Origin of the sequence: Dorea sp. D27, assembly GCF_001185345.1 — a bacterium.
Classification (GTDB): Bacteria; Bacillota; Clostridia; order Lachnospirales; family Lachnospiraceae; genus Extibacter.
Window position 1 is genome coordinate 894783 of sequence record NZ_KQ236743.1, and the last position, 19634, is coordinate 914416.

The 19634-nt window shown below is 48.7% G+C and carries 15 protein-coding genes; all 15 read left to right on the forward strand.

Features of this window, described 5'->3' with window-relative positions:
* The first annotated feature begins 6 nt into the window (after positions 1-6).
* The 15 genes from HMPREF0980_RS04270 (at position 7) to HMPREF0980_RS04340 (ending at position 19104) form a co-directional block, all read left to right on the forward strand.
* Positions 7-654: a response regulator transcription factor gene (locus tag HMPREF0980_RS04270; RefSeq protein WP_049727873.1), complete on the forward strand. Its 648-nt coding sequence runs from the start codon at positions 7-9 to the stop codon at positions 652-654.
* Positions 655-656: 2 nt separating this feature from the next.
* Positions 657-1781, forward strand: a complete 1125-nt coding sequence (locus HMPREF0980_RS04275) for a sensor histidine kinase (RefSeq protein WP_049727874.1) — start codon at positions 657-659, stop codon at positions 1779-1781.
* A gap of 60 nt (positions 1782-1841) precedes the next feature.
* Complete coding sequence (locus HMPREF0980_RS04280) at positions 1842-2450, forward strand: epoxyqueuosine reductase QueH (RefSeq protein ID WP_049727875.1); 609 nt, start codon at positions 1842-1844, stop codon at positions 2448-2450.
* Between the two features lie 76 nt (positions 2451-2526).
* Positions 2527-3909, forward strand: coding sequence for an argininosuccinate lyase (argH, locus tag HMPREF0980_RS04285; RefSeq protein ID WP_049728323.1), 1383 nt, complete (start codon positions 2527-2529; stop codon positions 3907-3909).
* A 74-nt stretch (positions 3910-3983) separates the two neighbouring features.
* Positions 3984-5069 carry an aspartate-semialdehyde dehydrogenase gene (gene asd / locus HMPREF0980_RS04290; protein ID WP_049727876.1) on the forward strand — a complete coding sequence of 362 codons (1086 nt, stop codon included), beginning with the start codon at positions 3984-3986 and terminating at the stop codon, positions 5067-5069.
* A 531-nt stretch (positions 5070-5600) separates the two neighbouring features.
* Complete coding sequence (ppk1, locus tag HMPREF0980_RS04295; RefSeq protein ID WP_049727877.1) at positions 5601-7706, forward strand: polyphosphate kinase 1; 2106 nt, start codon at positions 5601-5603, stop codon at positions 7704-7706.
* Positions 7707-7732: 26 nt separating this feature from the next.
* Positions 7733-9766 carry a DNA topoisomerase gene (locus HMPREF0980_RS04300; protein WP_049727878.1) on the forward strand — a complete coding sequence of 678 codons (2034 nt, stop codon included), beginning with the start codon at positions 7733-7735 and terminating at the stop codon, positions 9764-9766.
* Between the two features lie 50 nt (positions 9767-9816).
* A complete protein-coding gene (locus tag HMPREF0980_RS04305; protein WP_049728324.1) occupies positions 9817-10488 on the forward strand; it encodes an LbetaH domain-containing protein in 672 nt (223 codons plus the stop codon).
* Positions 10489-10543: 55 nt separating this feature from the next.
* Positions 10544-11422: an NAD(P)-dependent oxidoreductase gene (locus tag HMPREF0980_RS04310; protein WP_049727879.1), complete on the forward strand. Its 879-nt coding sequence runs from the start codon at positions 10544-10546 to the stop codon at positions 11420-11422.
* Entirely contained in the window at positions 11423-12223 is an 801-nt protein-coding gene (locus tag HMPREF0980_RS04315; protein ID WP_049727880.1) for an MBL fold metallo-hydrolase, read from the forward strand. It begins immediately after the preceding gene.
* Between the two features lie 127 nt (positions 12224-12350).
* Complete coding sequence (locus HMPREF0980_RS04320) at positions 12351-13046, forward strand: ABC transporter ATP-binding protein (protein WP_049727881.1); 696 nt, start codon at positions 12351-12353, stop codon at positions 13044-13046.
* On the forward strand, positions 13046-14614 hold the full coding sequence (locus HMPREF0980_RS04325) for a putative ABC exporter domain-containing protein (protein ID WP_049727882.1): 1569 nt from the start codon (positions 13046-13048) through the stop codon (positions 14612-14614). The genes HMPREF0980_RS04320 and HMPREF0980_RS04325 overlap by 1 nt, the downstream gene beginning before the upstream one ends.
* Before the next feature lie 25 nt (positions 14615-14639).
* Positions 14640-15116, forward strand: coding sequence for a methylglyoxal synthase (locus HMPREF0980_RS04330; RefSeq protein WP_049727883.1), 477 nt, complete (start codon positions 14640-14642; stop codon positions 15114-15116).
* A 216-nt stretch (positions 15117-15332) separates the two neighbouring features.
* Entirely contained in the window at positions 15333-16862 is a 1530-nt protein-coding gene (locus HMPREF0980_RS04335; protein WP_049727884.1) for a sodium:solute symporter family transporter, read from the forward strand.
* 253 nt (positions 16863-17115) lie between these two features.
* Complete coding sequence (locus HMPREF0980_RS04340; RefSeq protein ID WP_049727885.1) at positions 17116-19104, forward strand: 2-isopropylmalate synthase; 1989 nt, start codon at positions 17116-17118, stop codon at positions 19102-19104.
* Positions 19105-19634 lie beyond the last annotated feature (530 nt).

Genomic DNA, 19634 nt, shown 5'->3' on the forward strand with positions numbered 1-19634 from the left:
AGAGAGATGGCAGAGATATTGATCGTAGAAGATGATAAAAGCATCAATGAACTTATACAGAGGACATTGAGAATGATGGGGCACACAGGGCTTCCGGCATATACTGGCCGTGAGGCCCTTGAAGTCGTGGAGAAGAAGCGGCCGGCGCTCATACTGCTGGACATCAGCCTGCCGGACATGAACGGTTTTGAGGTGATGAAAGAGACAGAGGACATCCCTGTCATCTGTGTCACGGCACGGGACGAGATTCCAGACAGGGTAAAGGGGCTGATGGCGGGGGCGGAAGATTATATCGTAAAGCCCTTCGCTCTGGAAGAACTGTCTGCCCGTATACAGGTCGTTCTCCGCAGAGAGCAGCGGGAACAGACGCTTTATACGCTGGGAGGAACAGAGGTCGATATCCGGCGGTCGTCCGTCAAGAGGGACGGGGAGCCGGTAGAGCTGACGCACAGGGAATACACGCTGCTGAAGGTGCTGCTTGAAAACCGTAATATCGCCCTCTCCAGAAGCCAGATATTGGATCTGGCATGGGGACTGGATTATTATGGAGATGACCGCACCGTAGACGTGCATATACGCCGTCTCCGTCAAAAGCTCGGGTTGGAAGAACAGATTAAGACCATATTCAAATATGGGTATAGATTGGAGATGTAAAGATGCAGCTCTGGAAGAAAAATTTTCTTGTGACGTTTTCGTTCTTTGTCATCGTAGTATACATATGCCTTTTTACGATGGTTTCCGTCTCTTTCAGAAATGACCTGGGCTATCTGGTGAAACGGGCGTCTGACAGCGAGCAGGGGATTGCATATGCATTACAGTCGATACAGGAGCTGGACGGGGGTCATATAAGGACGGATATCAGTTATATGGCCAATAGGTATGAAAAAGCGGGCATATTATTGGATGTGCGTTACGGAGATATCACGCTTACAGATAAGATTGCTATGGACGATATGCCGGAGGGACGGTTTGGCTTCCTGACGTATGGCGGCAGAAAGCATTTATATATCAATGACGATGCCACGAGTGGCAGCCGGCGGTTGAAGATTACTTATATGGAGAACATACAGCCGTTTTATGAGCTCCAGAACAGGAAATTCTACGGTGCGGCCGCAGCGGGCATACTTATATGTGCCGTTATCGGAGTGATGCTCTATGCAACGATGAAGCGGATATTCCGGCCGGTGAATCAGATTGCCCATGAGCTGAGAACGCCTTTGACAGGCATACAGGGGTATGCACAGTATATCATGATGGGCAATATTACGGAGGAGGACCGGTTCTTTGCGGCAAAACAGATTGTCGGCAGTGCACGCAGCATGAAAGATGTGGTCGATAATCTGCTGATCATGGGCAATGTCAAGGAAGGAGCGCTTTCCTTTGTCCCTATAGATATCCGTGATATGCTGGAGGATTTAAAGCGGACATATCCGGGTATTGAATTAGAGGCAGACATTCAGAGCATAAACGGTGAGCCGACGCTGGTACGCTGCCTGCTGGAGAATATGATTTCCAATGCCGTGCATGCCGGCGGGGACGTGAAGGTCACGGCTGACGCGGAAGGGCTCTGCGTCTGGAATGGAGTTTCGATCCGGCCAAGAGAAGAGGCTGTATTAGGACCGCATGGCTATGGCCTTGCCATCTGTCAGGATATCGCCAGAATCCACAGATGGAAACTGAAGTATGATACATCAGAGAAGGAGGGGACAGCAGCAAAGCTCATATGGGGGAGTGCAAAAACGAGGCTTGCGCCTTCTGCTGAAATGCCATATACTAAATAAATACAGTAATCCCGGTGCATACTGCCGGGCAAAGACAATTACGCAAGGGGAAACAGACGGATGAATTACCAGAAAGAACTCGACAAACTGATCGAAAGGCTGAAAGGCGATAAGAAAGTACCGCGGCTTTTGCTGCACAGCTGCTGTGCACCGTGCAGCAGCTATGTGCTGGAATATCTGAGCGACTGCTTCGACATCACCGTATTCTATTACAATCCCAACATATATCCCGAAAGCGAGTACACGAAGCGGATTCTGGAACAGCAGACGCTGATTGGCGAGATGGATACGAGATACCCTGTTTCATTCATCGCCGGCCACTATGACAGAGAAAGGTTCTATGAGATGGCTGCCGGGATGGAACATCTGAAAGAAGGCGGGGAACGCTGCCTGAAGTGTTATGAGCTGAGGCTCAGGGAAGCAGCGGAGCTTGCTGTAAAGGGAGGGTTCGAGTATTTTACTACGACGCTCAGCATAAGCCCGCTGAAAAACGCGGACAGGCTGAACGATATCGGTGTGAAGCTTGAAAAGGAATTTGGTGTCACGTATCTGCAGTCGGATTTTAAGAAAAAGAACGGCTATAAACGTTCCATAGAGCTCTCAAAGGAGTTCGGGCTGTACAGGCAGGATTACTGCGGATGTGAATTTTCATATAAAAATGCAAAATAATATGTTTTCGTTTGATTTTATACAGAAATATGATAAAATCTTTTACAATGATTCTACACGAAAGGAAGAAGACCATATGGCACAGTTATGGGGCGGTCGCTTCACGAAGGAGACAGACCAGCTTGTATACAGTTTTAACGCATCGATTTCATTTGATAAAAGATTCTACGCCCAGGATATAAAAGGAAGTATCGCGCATGTGATGATGCTTGCAAGGCAGGGTATCCTTACTGATTTCGAGAAAGACCAGATTATCCAGGGACTGGAAGGCATTTTGGACGACGTGGAGAGCGGACGTCTCGAGATATCCGATAAGTATGAAGATATCCACAGCTTTGTGGAGGCGACGCTCATCGACCGGATAGGTGAACCGGGGAAGAAGCTCCATACAGGGCGGAGCAGGAACGACCAGGTGGCGCTGGATATGAAGCTTTACACGAGAGATGAGGTTCATCTGGTGGATAACCAGGTAGAGGAGCTGCTGCAGGCCATACTTTCAATTATGGAAGACAATATCGATACATATATGCCTGGCTTTACACATCTCCAGAAGGCTCAGCCGATTACGCTTGCCCATCATATGGGAGCATATTTTGAGATGTTTCGAAGAGACCACGAGAGGCTTCGGGATATTTATAAAAGGATGAATACGTGTCCTCTCGGCTCCGGCGCGCTTGCTGGTACGACTTATCCGCTCGACAGAGAGTATACGGCAAGGCTGCTCGGGTTTGACGGAGGTCCGACGCTCAACAGCATGGACGGCGTGTCTGACCGGGACTACCTGATAGAACTACTGTCGGCGCTCTCGACGATTATGATGCATCTGAGCCGTTTTTCCGAAGAAGTGATTATCTGGAATTCCAATGAGTATCAGTTCGTAGAGATTGATGATGCGTACAGTACCGGGAGCAGCATCATGCCGCAGAAGAAGAATCCGGACATCGCGGAACTTGTCCGCGGCAAGACGGGAAGGGTATATGGGGCGCTGAATGCCATGCTTGCCACGATGAAGGGAATTCCTCTCGCATATAATAAAGATATGCAGGAGGATAAAGAATGGGTATTTGACGCCATCGATACGACAAAGGGATGTCTTGTACTGTTTGCCGGCATGATAAGGACAATGGAATTTAAGAATGAACGGATGGAGAAGAGTGCGAAGAATGGTTTTACGAACGCGACAGATGCCGCGGACTATCTCGTAAACCACGGGGTGCCATTCCGGGATGCCCACGGAATCGTAGGACAGCTCGTCCTGACGTGCATAGAGCAGGGAATCTCACTTGATGAACTTCCGCTCGACAAATACAAGGAGATATCAAACGTATTTGAAGAAGATATCTATGAGGCAATCAGCCTCGAGACATGTGTGAACAAGCGGATTACGACAGGGGCTCCAGGCAGGAGTGCCATGGAAGAGACGATTGCCCTTTACAGAAAATATATGGAAGAATATTAGAATAGAAGCAGATATAGGGGCAGGCCCTGTCGGCAGGGATATCCCCTGCTGCGCATCGGAAGGAGACGATGATGATGGAAAAGAAACTGAGAGTCGGTATTTTAGGAGCAACGGGTATGGTCGGGCAGCGCTTCGTCGCTTTGCTTGAGAACCACCCATGGTTTGAAGTGGTGACAGTCGCTGCAAGCCCGCGATCGGCAGGTAAGACCTACGAGGCTGCCGTGGGCAGCCGCTGGAAGATGGCGACACCGATGCCGGATGCGGTCAGGGGACTGGTCGTCGCCAATGTAAATGAGGTGGATAAGGTGGCAGAATCGGTTGATTTCGTGTTCAGCGCAGTTGACATGACGAAGGCGGAGATCAAAGCCATCGAGGAAGCGTATGCCAGGACAGAGACACCTGTCGTATCCAATAACAGCGCTCACCGCTGGACACCGGATGTCCCGATGGTAGTTCCGGAGATTAACACGGAACATTTTGAAGTTATCGAGGCACAGAAGCAGCGGCTTGGCACTTCCCGGGGATTCATCGCGGTAAAGCCGAACTGTTCTATACAGAGCTATACGCCGTGCCTTGCAGCATGGAAAGAGTTTGGACCGAAAGAGGTCGTCGTGACGACGTACCAGGCTATTTCAGGTGCGGGAAAGACGTTCAAGGACTGGCCTGAGATGGTGGAAAATATTATCCCGTACATTGGCGGAGAAGAGGAAAAGAGCGAGCAGGAACCGCTCCGTGTGCTCGGAAAGGTAGAAAACGGCGAGATAGTGAAAGCCCAACTGCCTAAGATATCCTGCCAGTGCGTGCGTGTGCCGGTGCTTAACGGGCATACGGCAGCCGTGTTCATCAATTTTGAAAAGAAGCCGACCAAGGAGCAGCTCATCGAGCGTCTGGCGGGCTTCAAAGGATTTCCGCAGGAGGCCGGACTTCCGAGCGCCCCGAAGCAGTTCGTGCAGTATCTGGCCGATGACGACCGTCCGCAGGTTACGCTCGACGTGGACTATGAACATGGGATGGGCGTAACCATCGGGCGGCTGAGAGAAGACGCCATCTATGACTTTAAGTTCATAGGCCTTTCCCATAATACGGTGAGAGGTGCGGCAGGCGGAGCGGTACTCTGTGCCGAGACGCTGACAGCGAAAGGATTTATCGGGCACAAGTAAATGTGGGGTTCGTAAACTAGGACGCCGCTGTGGAGGTATGGAACAGATGCTCCGATGCGTCCGGGAACTGCGACTATCACACAGATCTGTCCCATACCTTCACATCGGCAATCTACTTCACTGGCACGGGTGGGGGCGGCTGTGTGGTGCTACCGGCTAATGGAAGCTCTTTGGCTGTGTCAGCATAGTGATAAGGGGCTAAGCAGGTTGATAACCTTAGTTGAAAGTGATAGTCATGAAGAAGAGCCGGAATCAGGTACGGGGATGTAATACGAGATGACATCCTCTGCCTGGTTCCGGCTCTTCCTGCAACAACGGCGTGCATTACGCAGCCTAATTCACGAAACTTCCAGCTGCTTCAAATGAGGCTTTATTTTGCATACGATAAGTGATAAAATGTAAAGAGATTTTACATGCATTTCACACATACGTGATAGAGGCAGGGACTCTGATCTGGTATTCTGAAAATAATGCCCGGGTGCATATACTGATTACATTTCAGGAATACGAAAGAAGGATGAGGTTAAAAGTATGGAAAATGATATTCTTAATTACACACAGAACAGAGAACTGTCATGGCTTAAGTTCAACAAGAGGGTACTGGAAGAGGCACAGGATCCGACTGTGCCTCTGCTGGAACGGATGAAGTTTGTGGCTATCTTCACAAGTAATCTGGATGAGTTCTTCATGATTCGGGTGGGCAGTCTCTTTGATATGGTCCAGACGGATTCCAACACGACTGACAGCCGCTCCGGCATGACGCCGGGGGAACAGCTGGGGAAGATTTTCGAAGCCGTGGCGCCGCTTTATAAGGAGCGGGATAAGACATATGCGGAGATTAAGAAGCAGCTGAGCCCATACGGCGTCTGCGGTCTGGATTTTAAAGAGCTGGAACAGTCTGAGAAGAAGTATGTCAAAAAGTATTTCAAGGAGCAGATTCTTCCGATTCTGTCTCCCCAGATAGTAGATGCGAACCATCCGTTTCCGCATCTTCTGAACAAGGAGATATATGTGACGGCCAATCTGAAATATAAGGATAAGTCGATGCAGGGTATCGTACCGGTGCCGCAGTTCGTGTCAGACATACTGTATCTGCCGGGACATGATATCCGTTATATCCGCATGGAAAAAGTCATCATGGAGTACCTGGACCTTGTATTTGAGCAGTACGAAGTGACGGACAAGAACTACATCTGCGTTACGAGGAATGCGGACATAGCGCCGGATGACGAGGCGCTTGAGGTAAATGACGATTTCCGTTACCTGATGAAGGAGACGCTGCACAAGCGGCGCCGGATGGCGGTCGTGCGGCTGGAGGTGGCAGAGAAGCTGAGCGAAGAGATGGAACAGTATTTCTGCGGGAAGTTTGCCATTCAGCCGAATCAGATATTCAGGACAAAGATGCCGATGAAGCTGGCTTATATGTTCGCAATCAGCGGCAATCTGCCGGAGGCGATGAAGCGTTCTCTCGTATATCCGGCTTTTACGCCCCAGAATTCTGCTCTTGTGCAGGAAGGAAGTCCGATGAAGCAGCAGATAAGGAAGAAGGATCTGCTGCTGTACTATCCGTATGAAAGCATGAACCCGTTTCTCAGGCTGATCAAGGAGGCGTCCACAGATCCGAATGTACTGACGATTAAGATTACAATATACCGGCTGGCCAAGAAGGCGCGTCTGGTGGAGTACCTGTGCGCTGCGGCAGAGAATGGAAAAGAAGTGACGGTCCTTATCGAACTGAGGGCGAGGTTCGATGAACAGAACAACATTGACTGGTCGGAACGGCTGGAAGAAGCGGGCTGCCGTGTCATATATGGTTTCGACGGGTATAAGGTGCATTCCAAGGTATGCCTCATCACATACAGGAACCGGAATGAAATCCAGTATATCACCCAGATTGGAACAGGGAACTATAATGAAAAGACTGCCGCAATGTATACGGACCTGTCCCTTATGACAGCAAATGTGGAGATTGGCAGGGATGCGTCAGAATTTTTCAAGAACATGTCTATCAGCAATCTGGACGGGATGTACAACAGGCTTATCGTTGCACCGACAAGCCTGAAGCAGAGGGTGCTTTACCTGATGGATGAAGAGATCCGCAAAGGCACCGGCGGCCGCATTATCATGAAGATGAATTCGCTGACAGACGTCGACTTTATCGAAAAAGTGTCGGAAGCGTCACGCGCGGGCGTGAAAATAGACTTGATTGTCCGGGGGATATGTTGTATATTACCAGGAGTCAAAGACTATACGGATAATGTCACGGTTACGAGCATCGTCGGCCGCTATCTGGAACACCCCCGTATCTTCAGCTTTGGAACAGGGGCGGATCAGAAGATCTACATCGGTTCCGCAGATATGATGACGAGGAATACGGAGAAAAGGGTGGAGGTGGCATGCCCTGTCCTGAATGAGGACATCAGACGCCAGATAAACCATTATCTGAAGATTATGCTTTCGGATAACGTGAAAGCGAGGGTACTTAGGCCTGACGGCAGTTATGAGAAGGTGGATAAGGCAGAGCCGCGTATAGATTCCCAGGCATTATTTATGCAGGAGGCGTTGAACGCGAAGCGAAAGACGCCGGAGAAGCCTAAGACGTTTCTTGATAAAATAAGACATCTATTTGGAAAGTAGACAACGAAGGAGTACAGATATATTATATGGGGAAATCACTTTATATTGCTGAGAAACCGAGCGTGGCGCAGGAATTTGCCAAAGCGCTGAAGCTTACAACGAAAAGAAGAGACGGTTATCTGGAGTCGGATGACTCTATCGTGACCTGGTGCGTCGGGCATCTGGTGACCATGAGCTATCCGGAGAGCTATGACGAGAAGTATAAGAGGTGGAGCCTCCAGACTCTGCCTTTTATACCGGAGCGATTCAAGTATGAAGTCATACCTTCGGTAGAAAAGCAGTACAGGATCGTGGCCGGGCTTTTGAACCGGGAAGATGTGGAGACGATCTACGTATGTACCGACTCGGGACGGGAAGGAGAATATATATATCGCCTTGTGGAGCAGCAGGCCGATGTCCATGGAAAAGAACGCCGCAGAGTGTGGATCGATTCCCAGACAGAAGAAGAGATTCTTAGAGGAATCCGTGAAGCCAAAGACTTGAAAGAGTACGATAACCTCTCTGCCTCCGCATATCTGCGGGCAAAAGAGGATTATCTGATGGGAATCAACTTTTCCAGGCTTCTCACTTTAAAATATGGGAACAGCATATCCAATTATCTTCACACGAAATATTCTGTGATTTCTGTAGGGCGTGTCATGACGTGCGTGCTCGGTATGGTCGTGCGGCGGGAACGGGAGATCCGGGAATTTGTGGAGACGCCATTTTACCGCGTCATCAGCACCAGCGGTGAGACAGGACAGACATTTGAAGGAGAGTGGCGTGCGGTCAAAGGTTCTGCATGGTTTGCATCCCCGAAGCTTTACAAGGAAAATGGCTTTTTGCAAAAGGAAGATGCCAGGGGACTGATGGAAGGACTGAGCGAACCTGCTCCTGTGCAGTGCAGCATTGTGTCTATTGAAAAGAAAAAAGAAAAAAAGAACCCGCCGCTGTTGTTCAACCTGGCGGAACTACAAAATGAATGTTCCAAGCGGTTTAAGATCAGCCCGGACGAGACGCTGCGGGTCGTGCAGGAGATGTATGAAAAGAAGCTTGTCACGTATCCCCGTACGGATGCACGTGTACTGTCCACCGCTGTGGCGAAGGAAATACATAAGAACCTGAACGGGCTCATGAAGTATGCGCCTGCTGTCGAATTCCTGGAGGAAATCGTCTCCTACGGAAGCCATAAGGGTCTTGCCAAGACGAGATACGTGAACGACAAGCAGATTACGGACCACTATGCCGTCATACCGACCGGGCAGGGCCTGGGGGCGCTGAATGGCCTCAGTGCCGTGTCAAAGAAGGTGTATGATGTTATCGTGAAGCGGTTCCTGAGTATTTTTTATCCACCTGCGGTTTATCAGAAAGTGTCTATCGTTACAAAGATAAAGGAAGAATGCTTTTTTTCCAGCTTTAAAGTGCTGGCGGAGGAAGGATACCTGAAGGTGGCCGGTATTCCGGGCCAGAATAAGAACGGCAAGGAGGCGGAGGAGGGGCCGGGCGGAGAGAACGGACAGGAGACAGACAATGGCTTCTTCGAGAGGATTCAGGGACTGAAAAAGGGTATGGTGCTCCCGGTACAATCGCTGGACATCAAGGAGGGCAAGACATCGCCGCCAAAACGTTACAATTCAGGCTCCCTCATCCTGGCGATGGAAAATGCCGGGCAGCTCATTGAAGATGAAGAACTGCGCGCCCAGATAAAAGGAAGCGGCATCGGGACAAGTGCAACGCGGGGAGAGATATTAAAGAAGCTTATAGGCAACAAATACCTTGCCCTGAACAAGAAGACGCAGATTGTGACGCCGACGCTGCAGGGAGAGATGATATATGATGTGGTAGACCAGTCGATCAAATCTCTTTTGAACCCGGAGCTTACCGCAAGCTGGGAAAAGGGACTTACATATGTGGCGGACGGCGAGATTACGCCGGATGAATATATGACGAAGCTGGATCACTTTATCGTAAGCCGTACGAACGGGGTCAAGGGGTTGAACAACCAGTACCAGCTCCGCGCTTTCTATGATAGGGCGGCCCGTTATTATAAAAAGGAAAAAGAGAAGGCAAAGACAAAATAAAACTATAATTCATGAAGTCCGGCGCCAGTCCGGCAGAAAAGGAGAATCTTATGAAGGAATTGACTGTAAAGGAAATGTATACGCTTGAGGAGACGATAGCAAAGGATATATTTGACGGAGTTACCTATCCGTGGGAAGTTCTCCCGAAGATAGGTGAATTTATCGTGAAGCTTGGTGAGACTCTGCCGGCAGACGAGTACGATAAAGCCGGGGATAATGTGTGGATTGCAAAGTCAGCGAAAGTATTTGCGTCTGCCTATATCAACGGTCCGGCTATCATAGGAAAGAATGCGGAGGTCAGGCATTGCGCGTTTATCCGTGGGAATGCCATAGTGGGAGAAGGCGCGGTCGTGGGTAATTCTACTGAACTGAAGAATGTGATTCTGTTTAACAAGGTACAAGTGCCCCACTATAATTATGTTGGCGATTCTGTGCTTGGATACAAATCACACATGGGAGCAGGTTCTATCACGTCCAATGTCAAATCCGACAAGAAGCTCGTAGTAATCAAGACGCCGGAGGGGAAGATTGAGACGGGGCTTAAAAAATTCGGTGCCATGCTCGGCGATGAAGTCGAGGTCGGCTGTGGAACCGTCCTGAATCCTGGCAGTGTAGTGGGCAGCTATACAAATATCTATCCATTGTCTTCCGTAAGGGGATATGTGCCGGGCAAAAGCATCTATAAATGCCAGGGCGAAGTGGTAGAAAAGGTGGCCGAGTAAGATAAGAAGGGAACTGTGTAAGCCAGAGGGATGCTATGCTAAGGAGGCAGGAGCGATGAAAAAGATAGGATTTATCGGTGTTGGAATCATGGGAAAATCTATGGTGCGTAATTTGATGAAAGCAGGGTTTGAACTGCATATTTATGCACGTACGAAGGCGAATGTCGAGGATGTAATCGAAGAGGGAGCAATTTTCCATGCGTCCATAGGAGGTTGCGTAAAAGGCTGCGACGCGGTGATTACGATTGTCGGCTATCCAAAGGACGTGGAAGAGGTATATTTTGACGAAGGGAATATACTCGACAGCGCGGAGGAAGGCACGTATCTCATCGACATGACGACGACGAGCCCGATGCTTGCAGAAAAGATATATGACAGGGGAACCGTCAAGGGCTTCCATGTGCTGGATGCTCCGGTAACCGGCGGGGACACAGGTGCCCGGGAAGGAACGTTGTCCATTCTCGTCGGGGGAAAACAGGAGGATTATGAATCTTGCATGCCTCTCTTTGAAGCGATGGGCACCAATATCAATTTTCAGGGAGGGCCGGGCAGCGGACAGCACTGTAAGATGGCCAACCAGATTATGATAGCCGGGACGCTGTCAGGCGTGTGTGAGGCGCTGACCTATGCAAAGGCAAAAGGACTTGATTTGCCCACGGTGCTGAAGTCTGTATCAACCGGAGCAGCAGGGAGCAGGCAGCTGGATATATTCGGGCCGAAGATTCTGGAAGGCGACTATGCCCCGGGATTCTTCATGAAGCACTTTATCAAGGACATGAAGCTTGCCCTGACTGAGGCAAATGCAAGCGGGCTCAGCCTGGAAGTGCTCAGCCAGGCGCTGGCAAATTATGAAGAACTGGAAAACGAAGGCTATGGCAGTCTCGGAACACAGGCACTGATCAAGCATTACGAAGAGAGCGGCGGGGAGGAATAGATGAAGCTGACGATACTGGGTACAGGCAATGCTGCCGTGACGGAGTGCTATAATACGTGCTTCGCGCTGTCTGAAGGGAATCGGCATTTCCTTGTGGATGCAGGCGGAGGCAACCAGATTCTGAAGATTCTGAAAGAGGTGGGAATCCGTCTTGAGGATATCCATGACATCTTTCTCACCCATGAGCACATCGATCATTTCCTCGGCCTTATCTGGCTGTTACGGATGATAGGACAGAAGATGAATCAGGGTGCATATGAGGGCGAACTGAGAATCTACTGCCACGACGGACTTGCAGGAACGATTCGGACGATTGCAGGCCTGACGATACAAAAGAAAGTAGCAAAGCATATAGGTGGACGTATCCGCATTATAACAGTGGAAGATGGAGAGAGCCGGAAGATAACAGGACAGGATGTGACATTTTTTGACATCGGTTCCACGAAAGCAAGGCAGTTCGGATTCTCCATGGTGACGCGCGAAGGGCAAAAGATAACGTGCTGCGGTGATGAACCGTACAATCCATGCGAAGAGAGCTATGTAAAAGGCAGCGACTGGCTGATGCACGAGGCATTCTGCCTTTACCGGGAGGCTGAAACGTTCCGTCCGTATGAGAAGCATCACAGTACGGTTAAGGAAGCATGTGAGCTGGCTGAGAGGCTTGGCATTCCAAACCTCATTTTGTATCACACGGAAGAGACACATCTGCCGGATAGAAAAAAACTGTATACAGAGGAAGGGAAGCAGTATTATCACGGAAATCTCTTTGTGCCGGACGATAAGGAAGTATTTACCGTATAGCATTCATTTTGTCGGGTTTGCATGTATTGCTATCGTTTTTCTTGACACGGGGCGTCTAATAACGTATTATTGTATTAAATCAATAGTACAAAAGTGAGGACAAAGAGCTTATTAGGAGGGAAAAGTTATGTTGGCAATACGGAATCTCAGCAAATCTTACAGCAAGGTACTGGCAGTGGATCAGGTGAATTTTACCGTGCCAGACGGCAGGGTGGGGATTCTGCTTGGACCGAACGGGGCGGGGAAGTCAACCATCATCAAAAGTATAGCGGGACTGCTGCGATACAAGGGAGAGATACAGATACAGGGGATTCCCGCAAAGTCGATGGACGCGAAGAAATGTTTTGCCTATGTGCCTGAGATTCCTAACATGTTTGAGGCACTTACGGTCAGGGAGCATATTGAATATATCCGCCATGCTTACGACAGCGGAATTACGGATGACGAGATAGAGAGGATACTCTGCCGTTTTGAGATGGAAGATAAGCAGGATAAGCTAGGTAACGAATTGTCAAAGGGGATGATGCAGAAGGTGAGCATCTGCTGTGCTCTGGCAATCAAGCCGAAGGTCATACTGTTGGATGAACCGATGGTAGGTCTGGACCCGAAAGCGATAAAAGAGTTGAAAGAGACGGTGCTGGAGCTCCGGGAAGAGGGAGTGACTGTACTGATCAGCACCCATATGCTTGAGATGGTAGAAGACTTGTGGGATATCATGTTCGTGATGGAGAAGAGCCATATCATCGGTTCCTATACGAAGGAAGAAGTGGGCGGAAAAGATCTGGATGACCTGTTCTTTGAGCTGACGGGAGGTAACCGGTGATGGATGCTCTATTATATCTGACGAAGCGTACGTTTTCCAACAAGCTGAAGAAAGCGCTTAAGAAGCCGGTCACATATATCTACATCGTGCTTGGCGGCGCCTATATGGTGCTGCTGCTGGCCGGCTGGGGGATACTGGCCAGAAACGGAGGAATCGACTCCGTAAAATGGCTGGTCTATATCCTTACGGCATGGGTGTACCTGGCAATCTGCTCTAATTTCATCTCATATGCCAAGCTGAAGGGAGTCATCTTTAAGCCGAGCCATCAGCATTTTATTTTTCCTGCGCCTATCAGTCCCAAGAAAATTCTTTTATATGGTGCGGTGAAGAATTTTGTAATCAATCTTATCATGGATGTGGTGATTGCGCTGGCGGGTATCACAATCTTCCATCTGTCTGTCGGGAGAGCGGCCTTATTGTTTTTTGTCTTGTTCGTATGTGAAACCGTGTTTGAAGCGAGCCTTATCATTTTTTTATATGCGAAGGAAAAGCGTTTTGAGCCGCTCGTGAAGATTATATGCAAGAGCATATACGTCCTGATTGGTGTTATTGCGGTTATCATTGTACTGTTTATAAAAAAGAACGGGTTTTCTGCAGCTGCGGTCGAAGATATCTTCAATCTTCCGGCCCTGCAGCTCGTACCGGTAGCAGGATGGTGTGTGGCTGCGGTGAGGCTTATAGTAATCGGCCCTGCAGCTGTGAATGTCATAGGAGCCGCCCTGTTTTTCCTGAGCTGTGCGGGGATGCTGTCTGTTGCGCTCAGGATGAAGTGCAGCGGTGCTTATTATGAGGATGCGGCTAAGTTCGCGGATGATTACGCGGAGATGAAGAGCCGCAGTAAAAAAGGCGAGGTCGTCCTCTCGATCGGTAAAAAGAAAAAATTTAAGAAGGCCGGTATGCACTATCGTGGTTCCGGGGCAAAGGCCATATTTTACAGGCAGCTGCTGGAATATAAGAAAGAAAAATATTTTATATTCGGCTCCATGACCCTGTACAGCATCATAGGGGCTGCCGTCTGCGTTTTTGTGATAGACGCGCCGGAGCATATCCCGCCGGGGCTGTCCCTGCTGGGCGTGATGGCGTATTTGATTTTCCTCACGACGGGTTATCTTGGAAAATGGAATAAGGAGCTTGCCAATCCATATATTTTTCTCATTCCTGACAAACCGATGCGCAAGCTCTGGTATGCCACTGTGATGGAGCATATAAAGTCTCTGGTGGACGGTACCGTGCTGGCGGTGCCTGTTGGAATTGCATGGCGGATACCAGCGTACCAGCTGGTGATGTGTATCCTGATCTATTGCGTGCTTCAGGCCAACCGTCTCTATATCAAGATACTCGGGGAGAGCATTCTCGGCAGTACGCTTGGCAATACGGGGAAAAGCATCTTTGCGATGGCAGTCCAGGGAGGCATATTGGGGGTCGGCATAGGGCTGGCGGCGCTGATGGGATTTTTGATTCATTATAACTTTGTCTTTCCTATTATGCTGTTTTATAGTATGATAGTTACAGTCCTCATTGCATGGCTTACGGTCGGGAGGTTCGAGACGATGGAGCAGTGGGACTAGTCGTAATGGACAGGAAGGAGCACATATGTTAGAGGAAAATTACGTAACATTCGAGATTGGTAAAGCGAAGCATATCGCATTAGTCGCACACGATGGAAAAAAGAAGGAGCTGGTGGATTGGTGCGATAGGAATAAAGATGTACTTAAGAGCCACTTCCTGTGCGGTACAGGGACGACGGCCAGGCTGATATCAGAGCGAACAGGGCTTCCTGTGAAGGGATATAACAGCGGACCGCTCGGAGGCGACCAGCAGATAGGCGCCAAGATTGTTGAAGGGCAGATTGACTTTATGATATTCTTATGGGACCCGCTGGAGGCACAGCCCCATGACCCGGATGTCAAAGCGCTGCTGCGCATAGCGGTCGTGTACGATATTCCGATAGCAAACAACCTGGCGACGGCAGACTTTATGCTGAACTCAAAATACATGACAGAAATATACAGCAGGAAAGTCGAAAATTTCAATAAGACAATACAAGACAGAGTAGAAAAGATGAAGTAGAAATACTTCATCTTTTTTGGGACTCTTTGGGGGACAGGTTAAAATGGATCGGGGACGGGTTTTCTAAAAAACCCCGTCCCCGATCCATTTTAACCTGTCCCCTATTGACAAAGGCGAGGGGATATGATATCCTACATAAGTCTTAATACTTTAATGCTTTAAAGCGTAACGGATTAAAGCAAAAGAAATGACTAAATGAGAGAAGAGGAGAACATTATGGGTATCAAGTTGACGCTGCTTATCGTATTTTTTGCGGTAATGGTGGCAGTAGGGCTTTATTCGAGAAAGCATGCGACAAGTGTAGATGGATTTGTACTGGGAGGGCGGTCGGTCGGGCCTTGGCTAACGGCATTTGCTTATGGTACCTCTTATTTTTCAGCGGTTGTATTTGTGGGTTATGCAGGACAGTTTGGCTGGAAGTATGGCTTGTCTTCTACATGGATAGGTATCGGCAATGCACTGATAGGCAGCCTCCTGGCCTGGGTCGTGCTCGGTCGCCGTACGAAGGTCATGAGCCAGCATCTGAAGTCTAAGACGATGCCGGATTTCTTCGGCGAAAGGTACAGCAGCAAAGCGCTCAAAATAGCAGCGTCCGCGATTGTATTCATCTTTCTCGTCCCATATACAGCTTCCATTTATAACGGCTTGTCCCGTCTGTTTGGTATGGCATTTAACATTCCGTATACATATTGTGTCATAGCTATGGCTGTATTCACCGGCATCTATGTCATACTCGGCGGATATATGGCGACAGCGATTAATGACTTTATCCAGGGAATCATCATGCTGATTGGTATCGTGGCAGTTATTGCGGCGGTCCTTAGCGGGCAGGGAGGATTTCTGGAGGCCATACGTAAGATGGCGGAGCTTCCCAGTGATGTGCCGGTTACATTGGGACAGCCGGGTGCGTTTACATCCTTTTTTGGACCGGATCCGCTAAATCTCCTTGGGGTTGTGATATTGACGTCGCTTGGAACATGGGGGCTTCCGCAGATGATTGGAAAGTTTTACGCAATCAAAGACGAGAAAGCCATCAATACAGGAACCGTCATCTCGACCTTATTTGCCTGCGTCGTGGCCGGTGGAAGCTATTTTCTGGGAGGATTCGGTAGGCTGTTCGATGGCAGCGCTATCTATGATGAGGGCGGAAATGTAGTATTTGACAGCATCGTTCCTCACATGCTTTCCACATTGCCGGACATACTCATAGGCGTGGTGGTGGTGCTCGTACTTTCCGCATCTATGTCAACACTGGCCTCACTCGTACTCACTTCAAGTTCAACGCTAACGCTGGACTTCCTGAAGGACAATGTTATGAAGAATGTGAGCGAAAAGAAACAAGTCAGGACGATGCAGGTTCTGATCGTATTCTTTATCGCGGTCTCCGTTGTGATTGCACTTGACCCGCCGACCTTTATCGCTCAGCTCATGGGAATCTCATGGGGTGCGCTGGCAGGAGCGTTCCTGGCGCCGTTCTTGTATGGGCTGTATTGGAGAGGGGTCACGAAGGCAGCCGTATGGGCCAGCTTCGCGGCAGGAGTAGGTATCACGGTGTCCAACATGTTCCTGCACTATATCGCGTCACCAATCAACGCTGGAGCGATAGCGATGGTTGCGGGTCTTGTCGTAGTACCGATCGTCAGCATATTGACACCAAAGCTCAAGAAAGAACATATAGATGAAATCTTTACATGCTATGAGGAAAAAGTTACAATCACCAAGAAACGTTCGCTCGAAGCAAACTAGATAAATTGTGAAAAAAGTGTGAACTGGGACGTGATCAAATTCAATTTTCTTACGTCCTAATTCACACTTATATTAATATCAATCAAGGAAAGTGATTATATTTGTCACTTTCTTTTTTTGTATGCATATGTTAGGATATAGAAGTATAAAAAAGAACAACAAAGTTGATTTATATTTATCTGATAAGTATGATGTGATACATGATATTTCAGATAATTATCAATGTATAGAACAAGTAGAAGGAGAGAGTGTAATGAAGAATTTTGAGAAGTATGAAAGACAGTATTTTATGCCGCCAGAGGTTACATATGACTGGGTGAAGAAGGAATATATCGATCACCCTCCTATCTGGTGCAGCGTAGATTTGAGAGATGGCAACCAGGCGCTTATCGAGCCTATGAGTCTTGAAGAAAAGCTGGAGTTCTTCCAGATGCTGGTAGACATAGGCTTTAAAGAGATAGAAGTGGGATTTCCAGCCGCCTCGGAGACGGAATATCAGTTTATGCGGACATTGATTGAGAAAAACATGATACCGGAAGATGTTACGGTACAGGTTTTGACCCAGGCCAGAGAACACATTATCAAAAAGACATTCGAGGCGGTAAAGGGTGCACCGCATGCAGTCATACATCTGTATAATTCCACGTCTGTAGCCCAGAGGGAGCAGGTATTTAAGAAAACCAAAGAGCACATTATGAAGATTGCGGTAGATGGGGCTAAGCTGTTAAAGGAACTTGCCGATGAGACAGAGGGCAACTTTACATTCCAGTACAGCCCGGAGAGTTTTCCTGGGACAGAAGTGGATTATGCAGTCGATGTGTGTAATGCTGTATTGGACGTGTGGCAGCCATCTGGGGACAATAAAGCTATCATCAATATACCGACCACGGTAGAGAACGCCATGCCGCATGTATTTGCCAGCCAATTAGAGTACGTGCACAAACATCTGAATTACCGGGACAATGTAATCCTGTGCCTGCACCCCCACAATGACCGCGGCAGCGGAGTGGCGACCGCGGAAATGGGAATGCTGGCAGGAGCCGACAGGATAGAAGGAACACTGTTCGGTAACGGGGAACGTACCGGCAATGTGGATATCATCACTCTGGCTATGAACATGTATTCCCACGGTGTGGATCCAGGACTCGACTTTTCTAATATGGGAGAAATACGTGAGAAATACGAACAGCTTACGAGAATGCACGTGTATGAGAGGCAGCCATATGCAGGGGATCTTGTATTTACTGCATTTTCCGGATCGCATCAGGATGCGATAGCGAAAGGAATGTCATGGAAGGATGACGGGAAAAGCGGCAAATGGACCGTACCTTACCTTCCGATTGATCCGCAGGATGTTGGCAGAAGGTATGATTCAGATGTCATCAGGATCAACAGCCAGTCCGGAAAGGGCGGCGTGAACTATATATTGAAGCAGAGCTACGGCATCAATCTCCCGGAAAAGATGCGGGAGGAGGTCGGTTATCTGGTGAAAGATGTCTCAGACAAAGCGCACAAAGAGCTGACGCCGGACTGGGTATACCAGATATTCTCCGACAACTATGTAAATACGAAGCCGGTGTTCCATATAGACGAGTGCCACTTTAAACAGGTAGACGGAATCACGGCAGAAACGACTATCAACCACGGCGGTGAAGCTCATGTGATTACGGCCATGGGAAACGGACGTCTGGATGCGGTGAGCAATGCAATCAAACAGTATTTTAACATCAGTTATGAACTCACCTTCTACGAAGAACATTCATTAACAAAAGGGTCATCCTCCAAAGCCGTGGCATATGTAGGCATTATCTGCAACGGAAAGGCGCTGTGGGGCGTAGGTATCGACGCAGATATCATCAGTGCATCTATTGAGGCGCTGACGGTAGCTGTCAACAAGATAGAGGCCATAGGAAGTTCTGATACGTGTAAAGATGCTAGAATGATTGAAATATTGAACTATATCCAGGCAAATTATATTGATATAACACTGGATGACTTATCAGAAAAGTTCTTTCTGTCAAAACCGTATCTCTCAAAATACATTAAAGAGAAGTCAGGGATGACATTTGGAGATTTGGTAAAGAAAATTCGAATGAAAAAAGCGAGGGCTCTGCTGAAAAGCAGCAATATGACAGTAGAAAATATAGCACTCTCCGTCGGATACCAGAACGTAGAGCACTTCAACCGGCTTTTTAAAAAAGCATATAGTATAACACCGATGCAATTCAGGAATCAGAAGTAAGTGGGGGTTTCGTAAATTAGGACGCCGCTGGGGAGGCAGGGGGCATCTGCTTTACTGGCACGGGCGGGGACGGCTGTGTGACGCTGCTGGCGGTCGGAAGGAATTTATCTGTGCCGGTATATTAATAAAAAAGCTGAGCGAGTGAAAACCTTTGGCAAAATGGAATTATAATTATAATGAGGAAGAGCCGGAATCAGGTACAGGGCTGTTATGTGAGATAACATCCCTTGCCTGACTCCGGCTCTTCCTGCAGCAACGGCGTGTACGCCACGCTGCAAACGTTTAACTGCGATAATATACAACGTTTTAAACTGTATGTGCTGTATACACTAAGCTTGCTACTATTTTCCATCCAGCTGACGCAGCCAGCGTTCATCCGCTGGCCGGTAACGTCACACGGCCGCTCACGCCCTTGTTAGTAAAGTAGATAGCGGACGGGGAGCCGGGTGGGAGATGCGCAGGTGTAAGCGGGAGAGGCGGAGAATCCTTTCCGTAGCCCTTATCCTGCGGGATGCAAGCCGCTATCGGCG

Excerpts from the sequence above, each read along its gene's own strand:
- HMPREF0980_RS04310 (WP_049727879.1), top strand. The coding sequence starts at position 10,544 with ATGAAAAAGATAGGATTTATCGGTGTTGGAATCATGGGAAAATCTATG.
- asd (WP_049727876.1), top strand. The coding sequence starts at position 3,984 with ATGGAAAAGAAACTGAGAGTCGGTATTTTAGGAGCAACGGGTATGGTC.
- HMPREF0980_RS04320 (WP_049727881.1), top strand. The coding sequence starts at position 12,351 with ATGTTGGCAATACGGAATCTCAGCAAATCTTACAGCAAGGTACTGGCA.
- HMPREF0980_RS04305 (WP_049728324.1), top strand. The coding sequence starts at position 9,817 with ATGAAGGAATTGACTGTAAAGGAAATGTATACGCTTGAGGAGACGATA.
- HMPREF0980_RS04315 (WP_049727880.1), top strand. The coding sequence starts at position 11,423 with ATGAAGCTGACGATACTGGGTACAGGCAATGCTGCCGTGACGGAGTGC.
- HMPREF0980_RS04330 (WP_049727883.1), top strand. The coding sequence starts at position 14,640 with ATGTTAGAGGAAAATTACGTAACATTCGAGATTGGTAAAGCGAAGCAT.
- HMPREF0980_RS04275 (WP_049727874.1), top strand. The coding sequence starts at position 657 with ATGCAGCTCTGGAAGAAAAATTTTCTTGTGACGTTTTCGTTCTTTGTC.
- HMPREF0980_RS04335 (WP_049727884.1), top strand. The coding sequence starts at position 15,333 with ATGGGTATCAAGTTGACGCTGCTTATCGTATTTTTTGCGGTAATGGTG.
- ppk1 (WP_049727877.1), top strand. The coding sequence starts at position 5,601 with ATGGAAAATGATATTCTTAATTACACACAGAACAGAGAACTGTCATGG.
- HMPREF0980_RS04280 (WP_049727875.1), top strand. The coding sequence starts at position 1,842 with ATGAATTACCAGAAAGAACTCGACAAACTGATCGAAAGGCTGAAAGGC.
- HMPREF0980_RS04340 (WP_049727885.1), top strand. The coding sequence starts at position 17,116 with ATGAAGAATTTTGAGAAGTATGAAAGACAGTATTTTATGCCGCCAGAG.
- argH (WP_049728323.1), top strand. The coding sequence starts at position 2,527 with ATGGCACAGTTATGGGGCGGTCGCTTCACGAAGGAGACAGACCAGCTT.
- HMPREF0980_RS04300 (WP_049727878.1), top strand. The coding sequence starts at position 7,733 with ATGGGGAAATCACTTTATATTGCTGAGAAACCGAGCGTGGCGCAGGAA.
- HMPREF0980_RS04325 (WP_049727882.1), top strand. The coding sequence starts at position 13,046 with ATGGATGCTCTATTATATCTGACGAAGCGTACGTTTTCCAACAAGCTG.
- HMPREF0980_RS04270 (WP_049727873.1), top strand. The coding sequence starts at position 7 with ATGGCAGAGATATTGATCGTAGAAGATGATAAAAGCATCAATGAACTT.